Origin of the sequence: Phycicoccus mangrovi, assembly GCF_018729305.1 — a bacterium.
Classification (GTDB): Bacteria; Actinomycetota; Actinomycetes; order Actinomycetales; family Dermatophilaceae; genus Phycicoccus; species Phycicoccus jejuensis.
In genome coordinates this window covers 189,333-202,569 of sequence record NZ_JAHHWP010000012.1, presented here as the reverse complement: position 1 = coordinate 202,569, position 13,237 = coordinate 189,333, and the positions used below count along the sequence as shown (strand labels likewise).

Annotated in this window: 13 protein-coding genes; 10 read left to right on the top strand and 3 right to left on the bottom strand. The window is 73.2% G+C overall.

The genetic code is table 11. The features are described 5' to 3' along the window. Nucleotides 1-15: 15 nt before the first annotated feature. Nucleotides 16-1,005 carry a B12-binding domain-containing protein gene (locus tag KMZ30_RS11370; RefSeq protein ID WP_215512172.1) on the bottom strand — a complete coding sequence of 330 codons (990 nt, stop codon included), beginning with the start codon at nucleotides 1,003-1,005 and terminating at the stop codon, nucleotides 16-18. Between the two features lie 101 nt (nucleotides 1,006-1,106). Here KMZ30_RS11370 and KMZ30_RS11365 point away from each other — a divergent pair, with 101 nt between their 5' ends. The 10 genes from KMZ30_RS11365 (at nucleotide 1,107) to KMZ30_RS11320 (ending at nucleotide 11,395) form a co-directional block, all read left to right on the top strand. Continuing rightward, nucleotides 1,107-2,387: an NAD(P)/FAD-dependent oxidoreductase gene (locus tag KMZ30_RS11365; protein ID WP_215512173.1), complete on the top strand. Its 1,281-nt coding sequence runs from the start codon at nucleotides 1,107-1,109 to the stop codon at nucleotides 2,385-2,387. A 4-nt stretch (nucleotides 2,388-2,391) separates the two neighbouring features. Continuing rightward, nucleotides 2,392-3,147 (top strand): DUF1365 domain-containing protein, encoded by a 756-nt coding sequence (locus KMZ30_RS11360; RefSeq protein ID WP_215512174.1) that lies wholly within the window; start codon nucleotides 2,392-2,394, stop codon nucleotides 3,145-3,147. Next, a complete protein-coding gene (locus KMZ30_RS11355; protein ID WP_215512175.1) occupies nucleotides 3,144-4,397 on the top strand; it encodes an SAM-dependent methyltransferase in 1,254 nt (417 codons plus the stop codon). The genes KMZ30_RS11360 and KMZ30_RS11355 overlap by 4 nt, the downstream gene beginning before the upstream one ends. Then, nucleotides 4,394-4,825 (top strand): SRPBCC family protein, encoded by a 432-nt coding sequence (locus KMZ30_RS11350; protein ID WP_030526891.1) that lies wholly within the window; start codon nucleotides 4,394-4,396, stop codon nucleotides 4,823-4,825. The genes KMZ30_RS11355 and KMZ30_RS11350 overlap by 4 nt, the downstream gene beginning before the upstream one ends. Continuing rightward, complete coding sequence (locus tag KMZ30_RS11345; RefSeq protein WP_030526890.1) at nucleotides 4,822-5,847, top strand: NAD(P)H-binding protein; 1,026 nt, start codon at nucleotides 4,822-4,824, stop codon at nucleotides 5,845-5,847. The genes KMZ30_RS11350 and KMZ30_RS11345 overlap by 4 nt, the downstream gene beginning before the upstream one ends. Nucleotides 5,848-5,852: 5 nt before the next feature. After that, nucleotides 5,853-6,587 carry a CPBP family intramembrane glutamic endopeptidase gene (locus tag KMZ30_RS11340; protein ID WP_215512176.1) on the top strand — a complete coding sequence of 245 codons (735 nt, stop codon included), beginning with the start codon at nucleotides 5,853-5,855 and terminating at the stop codon, nucleotides 6,585-6,587. Between the two features lie 13 nt (nucleotides 6,588-6,600). Further along, a complete protein-coding gene (locus KMZ30_RS11335; RefSeq protein WP_215512177.1) occupies nucleotides 6,601-7,965 on the top strand; it encodes a cryptochrome/photolyase family protein in 1,365 nt (454 codons plus the stop codon). Between the two features lie 254 nt (nucleotides 7,966-8,219). Further along, nucleotides 8,220-9,296, top strand: coding sequence for a TerC family protein (locus KMZ30_RS11330; RefSeq protein ID WP_215512178.1), 1,077 nt, complete (start codon nucleotides 8,220-8,222; stop codon nucleotides 9,294-9,296). Between the two features lie 102 nt (nucleotides 9,297-9,398). After that, a complete protein-coding gene (locus tag KMZ30_RS11325) occupies nucleotides 9,399-10,232 on the top strand; it encodes a D-hexose-6-phosphate mutarotase (RefSeq protein WP_215512179.1) in 834 nt (277 codons plus the stop codon). Further along, nucleotides 10,229-11,395 (top strand): AGE family epimerase/isomerase, encoded by a 1,167-nt coding sequence (locus KMZ30_RS11320; protein WP_215512180.1) that lies wholly within the window; start codon nucleotides 10,229-10,231, stop codon nucleotides 11,393-11,395. Before KMZ30_RS11325 ends, KMZ30_RS11320 begins: the two co-directional genes overlap by 4 nt. A 225-nt stretch (nucleotides 11,396-11,620) precedes the next feature. On the opposite strand, the gene KMZ30_RS11315 is transcribed toward KMZ30_RS11320, so the two are convergent. Then, the gene (locus tag KMZ30_RS11315) at nucleotides 11,621-12,463 is read right to left on the bottom strand and encodes a transglutaminase-like domain-containing protein (RefSeq protein ID WP_215512181.1); all 843 of its coding nucleotides are present in this window, start codon (nucleotides 12,461-12,463) and stop codon (nucleotides 11,621-11,623) included. Further along, a complete protein-coding gene (locus tag KMZ30_RS11310; RefSeq protein WP_030526883.1) occupies nucleotides 12,454-13,032 on the bottom strand; it encodes a TMEM165/GDT1 family protein in 579 nt (192 codons plus the stop codon). The genes KMZ30_RS11315 and KMZ30_RS11310 overlap by 10 nt, the downstream gene beginning before the upstream one ends. Nucleotides 13,033-13,237 lie beyond the last annotated feature (205 nt).

Below are 13,237 nucleotides of genomic sequence, written 5' to 3'. Positions count from 1 at the left end.
GCCCGTCGGGTGTGGTCACGACCGGGGTTCGGAGTCCGTCCGGGTCGCGGATGCCCCGTCGCCCGCGTCCTGGGCCTGCGCCCGGCGGCGCTCCCGCGCGGCGTTGGTCAGCTCGGTGACGTCGCCGACGAGGTCGGGACCGAGGTGGTAGGCCTTGATCTCGTCGAGGACGCGCGGCGTCGTGCCGCGGCCGGCCAGCCAGACCGGGTGGCGCTCGGCGAGCCGGCGCAGGGCCGGTGCGTGCGCCCGGAAGCCCGAGGGGCGGCGGCTGGCGAGGACGACGGCGTCCGGCTGGGTCAGGTCGGCGGCCGACGCGAGCGACGCGATCGGGGTGTCCGGACCGAGGTAGCGGATGCGCCACCCGGCCCTGCCCAGCAGCACGCCGAAGCTGAGGAGGATGATGTCGTGGAACTCGCCCGGCGGGCACGCGAGCACGGCCACCGGGCCGGTGCCGATGCCCCAGGTGAGCGACAGGGCGCCGAGGCGCCGCCGCACGAGGCTGGAGGCGAAGTGCTCCTGGGCGATGCCGATGCGCCCGAGCTCCCACATCTCGCCCACCCGGACGAAGAAGGGGACGAGCACGTCGACGATGGCGCTCTCCACGGAGCGGTCGAGGAACGCAGTGTCGAGGACGGCGTGGGCGCGGTCCTCGTCGAGCGCGGTGACCGCGTCGAGCAGCTGCGTGACGAGCAGCGGAGGGTCGGTGCGCATCGGGTCGACGGTGTGACCGTTGGTCGTGGGCTCGCCCTCGACGTCGTCGGAGGCGATGCCGGTCGCGGCGTTGCCCGCACGCTCGGCCGCCAGCACCTGCCGGCACGCCTCCATGGCGCTGACACCCTGCTCGCGCAGGGCCAGGACGTCACGGACGCGGCGCTCGTCGTCGGCCCCGTAGAGCCGGTAGCCGCCGCTGCTGCGGACCGGGGTCAGCAGCCCGTAGCGGGACTCCCACGCACGCAGCACGTGGGTGCTGACCCCCACCTTGGTGGCCAGCTCTCCAATCCGCATCGATGGCGGAACCGAACGCCTCACACAGACCACGGTAGGCGCTCGGCAGAGATTTGACAAACCTTTGACGACATTCGATGGAAGGTTCTACGGTCGTGCCCATGCCCACCCACCCCGCGGCGAGCCCCGACGCTCGCCGGCGCATCGCCGTCGTCGGCGCCGGAGTCTCCGGTCTGACTGCGGCGCACGTCCTCTCGTCCACCCACGACGTCACGCTCTACGAGGGTGAGGACCGCCTCGGCGGCCACGCCCACACGCACACCGTCCCGACGGTGAGCGGGGACGTCCGGGTCGACAGCGGCTTCATCGTCCACAACGACCGCACCTACCCCCACCTGCGCCGCCTCTTCCGCGAGCTCGGCGTCGAGGCGCGCGACACCGAGATGTCGATGAGCATCCGGGACGCCTCGACCGGCCTCGAGTACGCGGGCGGCCGCGGGGTCAAGGGCTTCGTCGCCCGGCCTCGCCAGCTGCTCGAGCGCGAGTACCTCGGGATGCTCCGCTCCGTCAAGCGCTTCCACGGCCTCGCCACGCGCTTCCTCGACGAGACCGACGACGAGGACACGACGACCTACGGCGAGTTCATCCGCGAGCACGGCTTCCCCGAGTCCTTCACCCGGCTGTACGCCGTGCCGGTCGTCGCCTGCGTCTGGTCGAGCGGCGGCGGCGACGCCCTCGACTACCCGGCGCGCTACCTCTTCCGCTTCCTCCAGCACCACGGGATGCTCTCCGTCGGCGACTCCCCGCAGTGGATGACCGTCGTCGGCGGCTCCCGCACCTACGTCGACCTGCTCGCCGCCCGCCTTCCCGCGGTCCACGTCGGCGACCCCGTCACCTCCGTCGCCCGCACCCCCGAGGGTGTCGAGATCCGCACGGCGGGAGGGCGGCTCGACCGCCACGACCAGGTCGTCGTCGCCACGCACGCCGACGACGCGTTGCGGCTGCTCGCCGACGCGACGCCCGCCGAGAAGGAGGTCCTCGGGGCGTTCCGCTACTCCCGCAACGAGACCGTCCTCCACCGCGACGGCTCGCTGATGCCGCGCGCGCGGCTCGCGCGCTCGTCGTGGAACTACCTCGTCGGGGACCCGGCGCAGGGCGCGGTCGTCACGTACTGGATGAACAAGCTCATGGGCATCCCCGACCGCGAGCCGTTCTACGTCACGCTGAACGCCACCGAGCGCATCGACCCCGGTAGCGTCGTCGCCACCATGGAGTACACCCACCCCCTCTACGACGTGGCGGCCGTCCGGGCCCAGCGACGCCTGCCCGAGATCACCACGGACCGCACGGCGTTCGCCGGCGCCTACCAGGGCTGGGGCTTCCACGAGGACGGCTGCCGGTCGGGGGTGGAGGCGGCGCGCGCCTTCGGTGTCGAGTGGTGACCCGATGACCACCACCGCCGACCTGCCCGCCCTCCCCTCGATCGTCGTCGGGCAGGTGCACCACACCCGGCACCGCCCGGTGCGCCACTCGTTCACGCACAAGCACACGCAGTGGCTCGTCGACCTCGACGACATGCCGCGGGTCCCGTTGCCGCTCAGGCCCTTTGCCACGTTCCGCGCCGAGGACCACCTCGCCGGCAACCCGGGCATCCCTGCCCTCAAGGCCAACGTCCTGCGCGTCCTCGAGCGCGACGGCGTACCGACGTCGGCCCGCGACCGGGTCGTCATGCTGTCGCACGCCCGGGTGCTCGGGCACGTGTTCGACCCGATGTCCGCGTTCTGGGTCTTCGCCCCCGACGGTGCGCTGCGCGCGGTGCTCGTCGAGGTGCACAACACCTACGGCGGGCGCCACGCCTACGTCCTGCGCCCCGACGAGGGCGGCCGCGCCTCGATGGACAAGGACTTCTACGTCTCACCGTTCAACGACGTCGAGGGCGAGTACGCCATCCGCCTCACCCTCACCCCCGGGACCGTCGGCGTGGCCATCCGGCTGCGCACCCGCGACGAACCCCTCGTCACCGCGACCGTCACCGGACGCCCCCGCGCGGCCACCACCGCGCAGGTCGCCCGCACGGCGCTGCGGTACCCGCTCATGCCCCAGCGGGTCACGGCGCTCATCCGCGTCCACGGCATCTGGTTGTGGCTGCGGAGGCTGCCCGTCCGACCCCGCCCCGAGAACTCACTGGAGACCGTCCGATGACCGCAGAGACCCCCCGCCTCGAGCTCGCCACCCCGGCGCTGCGCTTCCCCCACGTCCTGACGCGGGGCGCGGTCGCCAAGGCCATCACCGAGGTCGCCGTCAAGCCGATGCCGGTCCGGATGCGCTACCCCGACGGCACCGTCGTCGGCGCCGGCGGGCCGGACTCGCCGGTGCTCGAGGTCGTCCGGCCGCGGGCGATGTTCCGCCGGCTGGAGGCGCACCCGAAGATCGGCCTCGGCGAGGCGTACATGGTCGGCGACTGGCGTGTCGCCGACGGCACCGACCTCGCGCGGGCGCTCGCCCCGTTCGCGGCCCGGATGGGTGAGCTCGTGCCGAAGCCGCTGCTGTCGCTGCGCGGACTCGTCGACCGGGCCATCCCGCGGGCGCAGCGCAACACGCTCGAGGGCTCGCGCAGCAACATCAGCGCGCACTACGACCTCTCGAACGACCTCTTCGCAGCCTTCCTCGACCCGTCGATGTCCTACAGCTCGGCGCTGTTCGACCCGACCCGCCCGGTCGCCGAGCAGGACCTCCACGAGGCGCAGGTGCGCAAGGTCGAGGCGATCCTCGACGCCGCCGACGTGCGCGAGGGCTCCCGCGTCCTCGAGATCGGCACCGGCTGGGGCGAGCTGTCCATCCGGGCGGCCGCCCGCGGCGCCACCGTCACCTCGGTCACGCTCTCGGCGGAGCAGCGCGACCTCGCGCTGCAGCGCATCGCCGCCGCGGGGTACACCGACCGCGTCCGGGTGCTGCTCCAGGACTACCGCGAGACGACCGGCGAGTACGACGCGATCGTCAGCGTCGAGATGATCGAGGCCGTCGGGGAGGAGTACTGGGAGACCTATTTCCGCCAGATCGACGCGCTGCTCGCTCCAGGCGGCGTCGTCGCCGTGCAGGCCATCCTCATGGAGCACCACCGGCTGCTGGCGACCAAGGGCTCCTTCGGCTGGATCCAGAAGTACATCTTCCCGGGCGGCCTCATCCCCTCGCTCCAGGCGATCCGTGACGTGACGCGTGAGTCGACGACCTTGCGGGTAGAGAGGGTCCACGGCTTCGGCGCCGACTACGCCGAGACGCTGCGTCGCTGGCGCGAGAGCTTCAACGCGCAGTGGCCGGACATCCAGCGGTACGGGTTCGACGAGACGTTCCGCCGGATGTGGGAGTTCTACCTCGCGTACTGCGAGGCGGGCTTCGCCACCGGCTACCTCGACGTGGCCCAGATCCGTTTCTCACGAAGGGACACCGCATGAGCACCACGGTGGAGCGCACCATCACGACGACCGCACCCCCGTCCGACGTCCTGCCCTACCTGGCCGACTTCCGCAACGCGACCGAGTGGGACGCGGGGACCGTCTCGTGCGAGCGGGTCAGCGGAGACGGCGGCGTCGGCACCACGTACAAGAACGTCTCGAAGTTCGCCGGCAACACCGTCGAGCTCGAGTACACGACCGAGGAGCTCGGCGAGGACCACGTCGTCATCGTCGGCCGCAACGACGCCGCGACGAGCCACGACACCATCACCGTGCGGCCGCACGGCACCGGCTCCGAGGTCACGTACAAGGCGGAGTTCGACTTCAGCGGGATCGTCGCCCTCGTCGGCCCGCTCATGACGCCGCTGCTCGAGCGGCTGGGCGACAAGACGGCCGCCCAGCTCAAGGACGTGCTGGACCGCCGGTGAGCGACTCCCGCGGCGCCGGCCGCCGAGCCCTCGTCACGGGCGTCACCGGCTACATCGGCTCCCGGCTCGTGCCGGCCCTCCTCGACGAGGGCTGGACGGTCCGGGTGCTGACGCGCGACGCCACCAAGCTCGACCGGCGCCTGTGGCGCGAGCGGGCCGAGGTCGTCGAGGGCGACGCCACCTCGCGCGCCACCCTCGCCGAGGCGCTCGCCGACGTCGACGTCGCCTACTACCTCCTGCACTCGATGGACGGCGCCGGCAACTTCGTCGAGCGCGACCGCGAGATGGCCCGCGCCTTCGGCCTCGCCGCCTACGAGGCCGAGGTCGGCCGCCTCGTCTACCTGTCCGGGCTGCACCCCGACGACGGCCCGCTCAGCGACCACCTCGCCTCCCGCGTCGAGGTCGGCGACCTCCTCATGGCCAGCGGCGTGCCGACCGCGGTGCTGCAGGCGGCGATAATCCTCGGGTCCGGTTCGGCGTCCTTCGAGATGCTGCGCCACCTCACCTCGCGGCTGCCGGTCATGGTCGCCCCCAAGTGGCTCGACAACCGGATCCAGCCCATCGCCGTGCGCGACGTCCTGCACTACCTCGTCGGCGCGGCCGACCTGCCGCCGGACGTCAACCGCACGTTCGACATCGGCGGTCCCGAGGTGCTGACCTACCGCGAGATGATCACCCGCTTCGCGAGGCTGGGGGGCATGCTGCCGCGCACCGTCCTCACCGTGCCGGTGCTGACGCCGCGCCTGGCCAGCCAGTGGGTCGGGTTCGTCACCCCGGTGCCGACGGGGGTCGCCAAGCCGCTTGTCGAGAGCCTGCTCCACGAGGTCGTCTGCGAGGAGCACGACGTCGACGACCTCGTCGGCCCGCCCCCGCAGGGCGCGCTCGGCTTCGACCGTGCCGTCACCGACGCCATCGCCGGCGACGACGCGGACCCGCGTCCCGAGCCCGGCACCGTCGACCCCGCCCGGGTCACCGCGGCCGACCCCTCGTGGGCCGGGGGTGGCAGCGGGTCGTCGGGCTGAGTCCGATGGCCACGTCCGTCCGGCCGGTCGCCGAGCTGCGCGCGTTCGTCCGCGCCGCGCTCGTCGACCCCGTCCCGCGCGACCACACCGAGACCGACCGCGCCTTCCGCCGCCGCCGCGTCGTCGCGGTCGTCACCCTGCTCGTCGGCGCCGGCATCCTCGCGTACGCGCTGCGGATCGAGCCCGGCGACCCGACCTTCTACGCCGCGACCCTCGCGCTGGCCCTCGTCTGGGCGGTCGGGGCGTTCGTCTCGGGGCCCCTGCACCTCGGCCGCGCCCACTCGCGCGCCGGGGGCACCGACAGCCGTCCGGTGGTGCAGTCACTCGCGCTCGGTGCGCTGCTGCTCGGGGTCTTCCTGCTCGGCTCGGTCGTCGTCGCCCAGATCCCCTTCCTGCGTGACCCCGTGCAGCAGCTCCTCGACCACGCCCGGTACGGCTCGCTCTGGGTCGTCGCGGTGATCACGGTCGTCAACGGCGTCGCCGAGGAGCTGTACTTCCGCGGTGCCCTCTACGCGGGCGTCGGCCGCAAGCACGCCGTCGCGGTGACCACCGTCGTCTACGCCCTCGTGACCGCCACCTCGGCCATCCCGCTGCTCGTCTTCGCCGCCGCGGTCGTCGGCGTCGTCGTCGGGCTCCAGCGGCGGGTGACCGGCGGCATCCTCGGCCCGATCGTCACCCACCTCACGTGGTCCCTCGGGATGCTCTTCCTCCTGCCCCCCGTCCTCGACCGCCTCTCCTGAGGAGCGCCCCGCGATGACCTCCGTCCTCTGGCTCCGCCGCGACCTGCGCCGCCGGGACCACCCGGCGCTCCTCGCGGCCCGTGACGCGGCGGGGGACGGCGACCTCGTCGTCGCCTTCGTCGTGGACCCGCGGTTCTGGGACCGCGGGGGGCCGGTGCGCCGCGCCTGGCTCGCGGCGACGCTGCGCGACCTCGACGAGACGCTCGACGGCTCGCTCACCCTCCTCCACGGCGACCCGCGGCAGGTCGTCCCCGCGCTCGCGGAGCGGGTGGGCGCCTCCAGCGTCCACGTCTCGCGCGAGACCACCCCCGGCGGCCTGCGGCGCGACGAGGCCGTCCGCGACGCGCTCGGCGAGGGTGTCGAGTGGGTCGAGACCGGCACCCCCTACGCCGTCGGGCCGGGCCTCGTGACCAACGGCTCCGGTGACCCGTACAAGGTCTTCACCCCCTTCTCCAAGGCCTGGCGGTCGCACGGATGGCCCGAGCCGGCTCCCACCCCGCGCACCCTGCCGCTGCGGCACGCCCGCAACGACGCCGACGCGACGGCGGCGCTCGACGCCGCCCTCTCCGCCTCCGACCTGCCCGACCTGCCGCCGGTCGGCGAGGAGGCCGCGCTGCGCCGCTTCCGGGCCTTCCGCGACGACGCCCTCACCGACTACGACGACGACCGCGACCGCCCGGCCCTGGACGCCACCTCGCGGATGTCGCCCTACCTCAAGCTCGGGGTCGTGCACCCGCGCACCCTCCTCGCCGAGCTGGCCGACCGCACCGGCGCCGGGGTCGAGACCTACCGCGACGAGCTCGCCTGGCGCGAGTTCTACGCCGACGTGCTCTTCCACAACCCGCGCAGCGCGTGGTCCGACCTGCGACCGGCCCTCAAGGGCATGCGCTACGACGAGCCCGAGGACGCCGTCGAGGCGTGGCGCCGCGGCGAGACCGGCTACCCCGTCGTCGACGCGGGGATGCGCCAGCTGCTCGCCGAGGGCTGGATGCACAACCGTGTCCGGATGATCACCGCGAGCTTCCTCACCAAGGACCTCCACGTGTGGTGGCCGGTCGGCGCTCGGCACTTCCTCGACCACCTCTGCGACGGCGACCTCGCCTCGAACAACCACGGCTGGCAGTGGGTCGCCGGCACCGGCACCGACGCCTCGCCGTACTTCCGCGTCTTCAACCCCGTGACGCAGGGGGAGAAGTTCGACCCGAGCGGCGACTACGTCCGGCGCTGGGTGCCGGAGCTGCGGCACCTGTCGGGCAAGGCCGCGCACCAGCCGTGGAACCACGACGACGGCTACGCGCACGGGTACCCGGAGCGCATCGTCGACCACGCCGAGGAGCGCCAGGAGGCGCTCGACCGGTACGCCGCCGTCCGCGGCTGAGGTCGGCCACCGACCGGGTCCCGCCCGGCGGTCCCGGTCCTGCCCGGGGTGGCGAGGCGTCGAAGGTTGGACGGTTTTCCGCACACGGACTTGGGGAAAAGATCGGGCCGCCGGTAGCCTTGGACGCGACGAGGGGAGTACTTCCCAAGTCCGTCACCGGTCAGTACGAGCATCCCATGGTGCTCCCGGGGCGGCGCCACACCGCGGTGTGGTGAAGGAGACCTCGGGACAACGACAGTGCCCCGAGGAGCGTCATGCCATCCCTCCACACCCTCGTCGCGGCGGCCGAGCCCGCCGCCGCCACCGAGCAGTCCGTCGGGACCCCCCTGCTGTGGGGCGTCACCATCGCGGCCGTCCTCGGTCTCTTCGCCCTCGACTTCGTGCTGACGCGCAAGCCGCACGAGGTGTCGATGAAGGAGGCCGTCGGCTGGTCGAGCTTCTACATCGCCCTGCCCCTGGCCTTCGGTGTCTTCATCTGGTCGCAGTACGGCGGTGACCGCGGCCTGGAGTACTACACCGGCTACCTCGTCGAGAAGTCGCTCTCGGTCGACAACCTCTTCGTCTTCATGCTGCTCCTCGCAGCCTTCGCCGTGCCGGACGAGCTCAAGCAGCGCGTGCTGCTCATCGGCGTCGCCGGCGCCCTCATCCTGCGCGGCATCTTCATCGCCGTCGGGGCGCAGCTGATCTCGATGTTCGCGTGGACCTTCCTGCTGTTCGGCGTCATCCTCCTGCTCACCGCCGTCAAGGTGCTCAAGGACGCCCTCTCCGACGAGGAGGAGGCCGTCGACATCGGCTCGCTGCGCACCGTCAAGCTGCTCCGCCGGTTCTTCCCGGTCGTCGAGGACTACCGCGGCCCGCACCTGACCGTCAAGGAGAAGGGCAAGCGCGCCCTGACCCCGCTCGGCCTCGTCGCCGTGGCCATCCTCGGCACCGACATCGTCTTCGCGGTCGACTCGGTCCCGGCCGTCTTCGGCATCACCGGCGACGCCTACCTCGTCTTCGCGACCAACGCGTTCGCCCTCCTCGGCCTGCGTGCCCTCTACTTCGTCCTCGAGGGCCTGCTCGGTGCGCTGCGCCACCTCGGCTTCGGTCTCGCGGCGATCCTCGCCTTCATCGGCGTCAAGCTCGTCCTGCACTGGGCGCACGGCGTCTGGCCGGGCACCCCGGAGGTCCCGACCCTCGCCTCCCTCGGCGTCATCGTCGGCATCCTCGCGCTCGTCACGACGACGAGCATCATCGCCAACAAGCGCGACGAGGCGAACGGCGTCGGCCGGGGCGACGACGACCCGGACGCCACGCGGCGACCGGAGCTCGAGCCCGAGCGCTCCTGACCCCCACGCACGACACCGGACGGCCCGGCGGGACACCCCCGCCGGGCCGTCCCGTGTGGACGCGACGTGCACGAGCGCGGCACGCCTCACTACGGTGGGCCGGTGACCGACGACGCCCCCACCTCGCACCCGGTCTCGGGGGCGGACTGCACCGGCGAGGTGCTCGACGAGGGGGCGCTCGTCCTGCGCTGGCACCCCGTCGGCTCCGAGCCGGTCCTCTTCTCCCACCCGACGCTGCCGGTGCGCTCCGGCACGCCGCCGCACGCCGGGATCCCGGTGTGCTGGCCCTGGTTCGGCGCGGGGCGCCACGGTGACAAGGCGCCCTCGCACGGGTGGGTGCGCTCGACGCGCTGGCACCTCCTCGATGAGGTCGCCGACGCCGGTGGCGGCACGGTGCGGATGGGCCTGTCGTCGCGGGACTCCGGCAGCCTCCAGTGGCCGCACCCCTACCGGCTCGAGCTCGTCGCCCGGATGGGTCGCGAGCTCGAGGTCTCGCTCTCGACGACCAACCCGGGGCGCGAGCCCGTCGTCGTCGAGGAGGCCCTGCACGCCTACCTCGCCGTGGGTGACGTGCGGCAGGTGAGCATCGGCGGCCTCGACGGTGCGCGCTTCCACGACAAGGTGACCGGGCGCGACGAGACCCAGCGCGGCGACCTCGTCCTCGACGGCGAGACCGACCGCGTCTACCGCTCGGACGCGGTCGTCACCGTCACCGACCCCGTGCTCGGCCGCCGGCTGCGCGTCGAGACCGAGGGCGCCGCCGACCGCGTCGTCTGGAACCCCGGCCCGGACAAGGGCCCGGGCATCCCCGACATCGGCGACGAGTGGCCGCGATTCGTCTGCGTCGAGGCCGCCAACGCGCTCGCCGACGTCGTGACCGTCGGCCCCGGAGAGACCCACACCCTGACCTACCGCCTGTCCGTGGAGGACCTGTGACCAGCTGGCTCGACGACCCGACCCACCGCGAGTGGCTCGGCCGGGGACTGTCCGACGTCCTCGGCTTCGCCCTGCGCTCGATCCGGCCCGAGGGCGGCTTCCACCACCTCGACGCCGACGGCACCCCCCTGCCTGACCACCCGCCGATGCTCTTCCTCACGGCGCGGATGGCGTACTCCGCGTCCGCCGGTGTGCGGCACGGCGTCCCGGGCTCGGGCGAGCTGCTAGACCACGCGATGGCCTCGCTCACCGGGCTGCACGCCGACCGCGAGCACGGCGGCTGGCTGACCCAGCCGGGGACCGAGACGCGCAAGGCGACCTACGACCACGTGCACGTCGGGCTCGCCGCCTCCGCGGCGCTCGGGGTCGGGCACCCGGGAGCGCGGGCGCTGCTCGACCAGGTGGTCGAGGTCGTCGACACCCACCTGTGGGACGAGGGTTCTCGGTCGCTGCGGGAGTCCTTCGCCGCCGACTGGAGCGACTCCGAGGACTACCGCGGCGCCAACGCGAACATGCACGGGCTCGAGGCCTTTCTCGCGATGGGCCACGCCACCGGCGACGCCGTCTGGCACGAGCGCGGGCTCGACATCGCCGACCGGCTCATCAACCGGGCCGCGCGCGAGAATGGCTGGCTGCTGCCGGAGCACTTCACGGCCGACTGGGAGGTGCTGCCCGAGTACAACCGGGACGAGCCGAACCATCCCTTCCGCCCGTACGGCGCGACCTTCGGCCACTCGCTCGAGTGGGCGCGCTTCCTCCTCCAGCTGGACGCCTCGCCGCTCGTCGGCTCGCCGGACTGGCTCGTCGAGTCGGCGGACGCCCTGGCTCGTCGCGCGCTCGACGGCGGCTGGGCCCTCGACGGCCGCCCGGGCCTGGTCTACACGGTCGACTGGGAGGGAGCTCCCGTCGCGGACGTGCGCCTGCACTGGCCGGTGTGCGAGGGCATCCAGCTCTCGGCGTCGATGGTCCGGCTCACCGGCGACCAGCACTGGGAGGGCTGGTACCGCCGCCTCTGGGACCACGCGGCGCGCTTCTGGGTCGACGAGCGCGGCACCTGGCGCAACGAGCTGGACCACGAGATGCGCGAGGCCGGCACCATCTGGCCCGGGCGTCCCGACGTCTACCACTGCGGCGGCGCCCTCTCCGGCCCCCTCGAGGCCTGACCCCCGCGCCCCACACGCCCCACGCGTCCCCGGAGCCACCCCTTTTCGGGGTCACCCCGAAAAGGGCACGCGACCCCGGCTCGGAGCCGGGGTCTCGTGGACGAACCGGGGGCACGACGCCGCCGGGTCCGGAGTGTCGCCGATGGCGCGTCCGGTGGCGTGAGAACCGGGGTGATGACCCTAGGTCCTGCGCCACGGGTGGATCCACGCGCCGGCGGACCGGGCTCAGCCGAGCACGACCACCGCGTCGGGGTCCTCGACCGGCAGGTCCGGGTCCGCGGTCGCGGTGACGTCCATCGCGAACGGCCCGGTCTCGGCGCCGAGCGTCGTCATGAGGGCGACGTCCGCCGCGTCCCGCCCCGTGCCGGTGCGCACCATCGACGCGCGCGGCGCGAGCCGGGTGGCGTCGAGCAGGCGCCACTCGTCGCCGACCGCCGCCTCGACGACGGCGTGGGCGTCCATCGGGTCCAGGCCGGGGGCGTAGACCGAGACGTAGCGAGCCGGGACCTCGAGGGCCCGCAGCAGCGTGACCGTCAGGTGCGCGTAGTCGCGGCAGACGCCCTGCCCGGTGTGCAGCGGGACGAGGGCGTCGTCGCCCGCGTCGGTGGAGCCGGGGGTGTACGCGGTGCGGTCGTGGACCCACGCGGCGACCCGGCGGGCGAGGTCCCACGGGTCGTCGATGCCGGCGAACTCGGATGCCGCCCAGCCCTGCACGCGGTCGCTCGGGCAGTAGCGGCTCGGCAGGACGTAGGTGAACCGGTCGGCGTCGGTGACGGGCGCGGGGTCGAGCAGGTCGCGACGGACGGTTGCGCGGTAGCGCACGGACAGCTCGCCCGGCGGGGCGTCGACGACGTGCAGGCGGGTGTGGTGGGGCAGCCCGACCTCGCGGACGTCGAGTGGGTGCCCGTCGGGGCCGGTGACCGCCAGCGACTCGTCGCGGTCGAGGTGCCCGGCGACGGTGAGGCAGAACGCGACCTCGCCGGCCGTGACGACCTCGGTGCGCAGGTCGAGCGCCACCGAGGTCGTCGGGCCGGCAGGCGTAGCGCCCGCGGCGGGGCTCAGAGCCATCCGGCGCCCTGGGCGATGAGGAGCAGGCCGAAGACGAGGAACGCGGCGGCCGCGCCGTACTTGATGACCTTCTCGGGCAGCTTGCGGCCGAGGACCGCGCCGACGCCGATGGCCAGCGCGTCGGCGGCGACCATCCCGACGGTGCTGCCGATCCAGGTGCCGAACCAGCCCTCCTGCGTCGCGAGCGTGATGGTGGCGAGCATGGTCTTGTCGCCGAGCTCGGCGAGGAAGAACGCGACACCGACGGCGAGGAGCGCCGCGCCGGTGCTGCGGCGGGCCTTGTCGGCCTCGTCCTCGGTCAGCTCGTCGCCGCGCAGGGTCCACGCGGCGAAGACGAGGAAGGCGACGCCGGCGACGATCGAGATCGTCCCCTGGTACTGCTCGAAGGCGGTCCCGACGGCGGCGCCGATGCCGACGGAGACGAGGTGGACGATCGCGGTGGCGGCGGTGATGCCGATGAGGACGTCGCGGACGCGGTAGCGCGTCGCGAAGGTCATCGCCATGAGCTGGCTCTTGTCGCCGAGCTCGGCGACGAAGATGACGGCGGTGCTGAGCAGGAACGCGTACATGTGGTGGGGCTCTTCCTCGTGCCGGACGAGGAGTGCCGCGGGACGGACCTCTCGGCCGGCACGCGTGACTGGACGGGCGTGCTTCTGGCCGAAAGTCTCGTCCGCCACCGGAGGTGGCCCGCCGTACCGGACCCGGGGGTCAGTGTGTCGACACGGCGATTGGGGACTACTCCCTTTCGCCACCAACCGTAGCGGCCCACGACGT

Excerpts from the sequence above, each read along its gene's own strand:
- KMZ30_RS11360 (WP_215512174.1), top strand. The coding sequence starts at position 2,392 with ATGACCACCACCGCCGACCTGCCCGCCCTCCCCTCGATCGTCGTCGGG.
- KMZ30_RS11370 (WP_215512172.1), bottom strand. The coding sequence starts at position 1,005 with ATGCGGATTGGAGAGCTGGCCACCAAGGTGGGGGTCAGCACCCACGTG.
- KMZ30_RS11330 (WP_215512178.1), top strand. The coding sequence starts at position 8,220 with ATGCCATCCCTCCACACCCTCGTCGCGGCGGCCGAGCCCGCCGCCGCC.
- KMZ30_RS11315 (WP_215512181.1), bottom strand. The coding sequence starts at position 12,463 with ATGGCTCTGAGCCCCGCCGCGGGCGCTACGCCTGCCGGCCCGACGACC.
- KMZ30_RS11340 (WP_215512176.1), top strand. The coding sequence starts at position 5,853 with ATGGCCACGTCCGTCCGGCCGGTCGCCGAGCTGCGCGCGTTCGTCCGC.
- KMZ30_RS11355 (WP_215512175.1), top strand. The coding sequence starts at position 3,144 with ATGACCGCAGAGACCCCCCGCCTCGAGCTCGCCACCCCGGCGCTGCGC.
- KMZ30_RS11350 (WP_030526891.1), top strand. The coding sequence starts at position 4,394 with ATGAGCACCACGGTGGAGCGCACCATCACGACGACCGCACCCCCGTCC.
- KMZ30_RS11335 (WP_215512177.1), top strand. The coding sequence starts at position 6,601 with ATGACCTCCGTCCTCTGGCTCCGCCGCGACCTGCGCCGCCGGGACCAC.
- KMZ30_RS11365 (WP_215512173.1), top strand. The coding sequence starts at position 1,107 with ATGCCCACCCACCCCGCGGCGAGCCCCGACGCTCGCCGGCGCATCGCC.
- KMZ30_RS11310 (WP_030526883.1), bottom strand. The coding sequence starts at position 13,032 with ATGTACGCGTTCCTGCTCAGCACCGCCGTCATCTTCGTCGCCGAGCTC.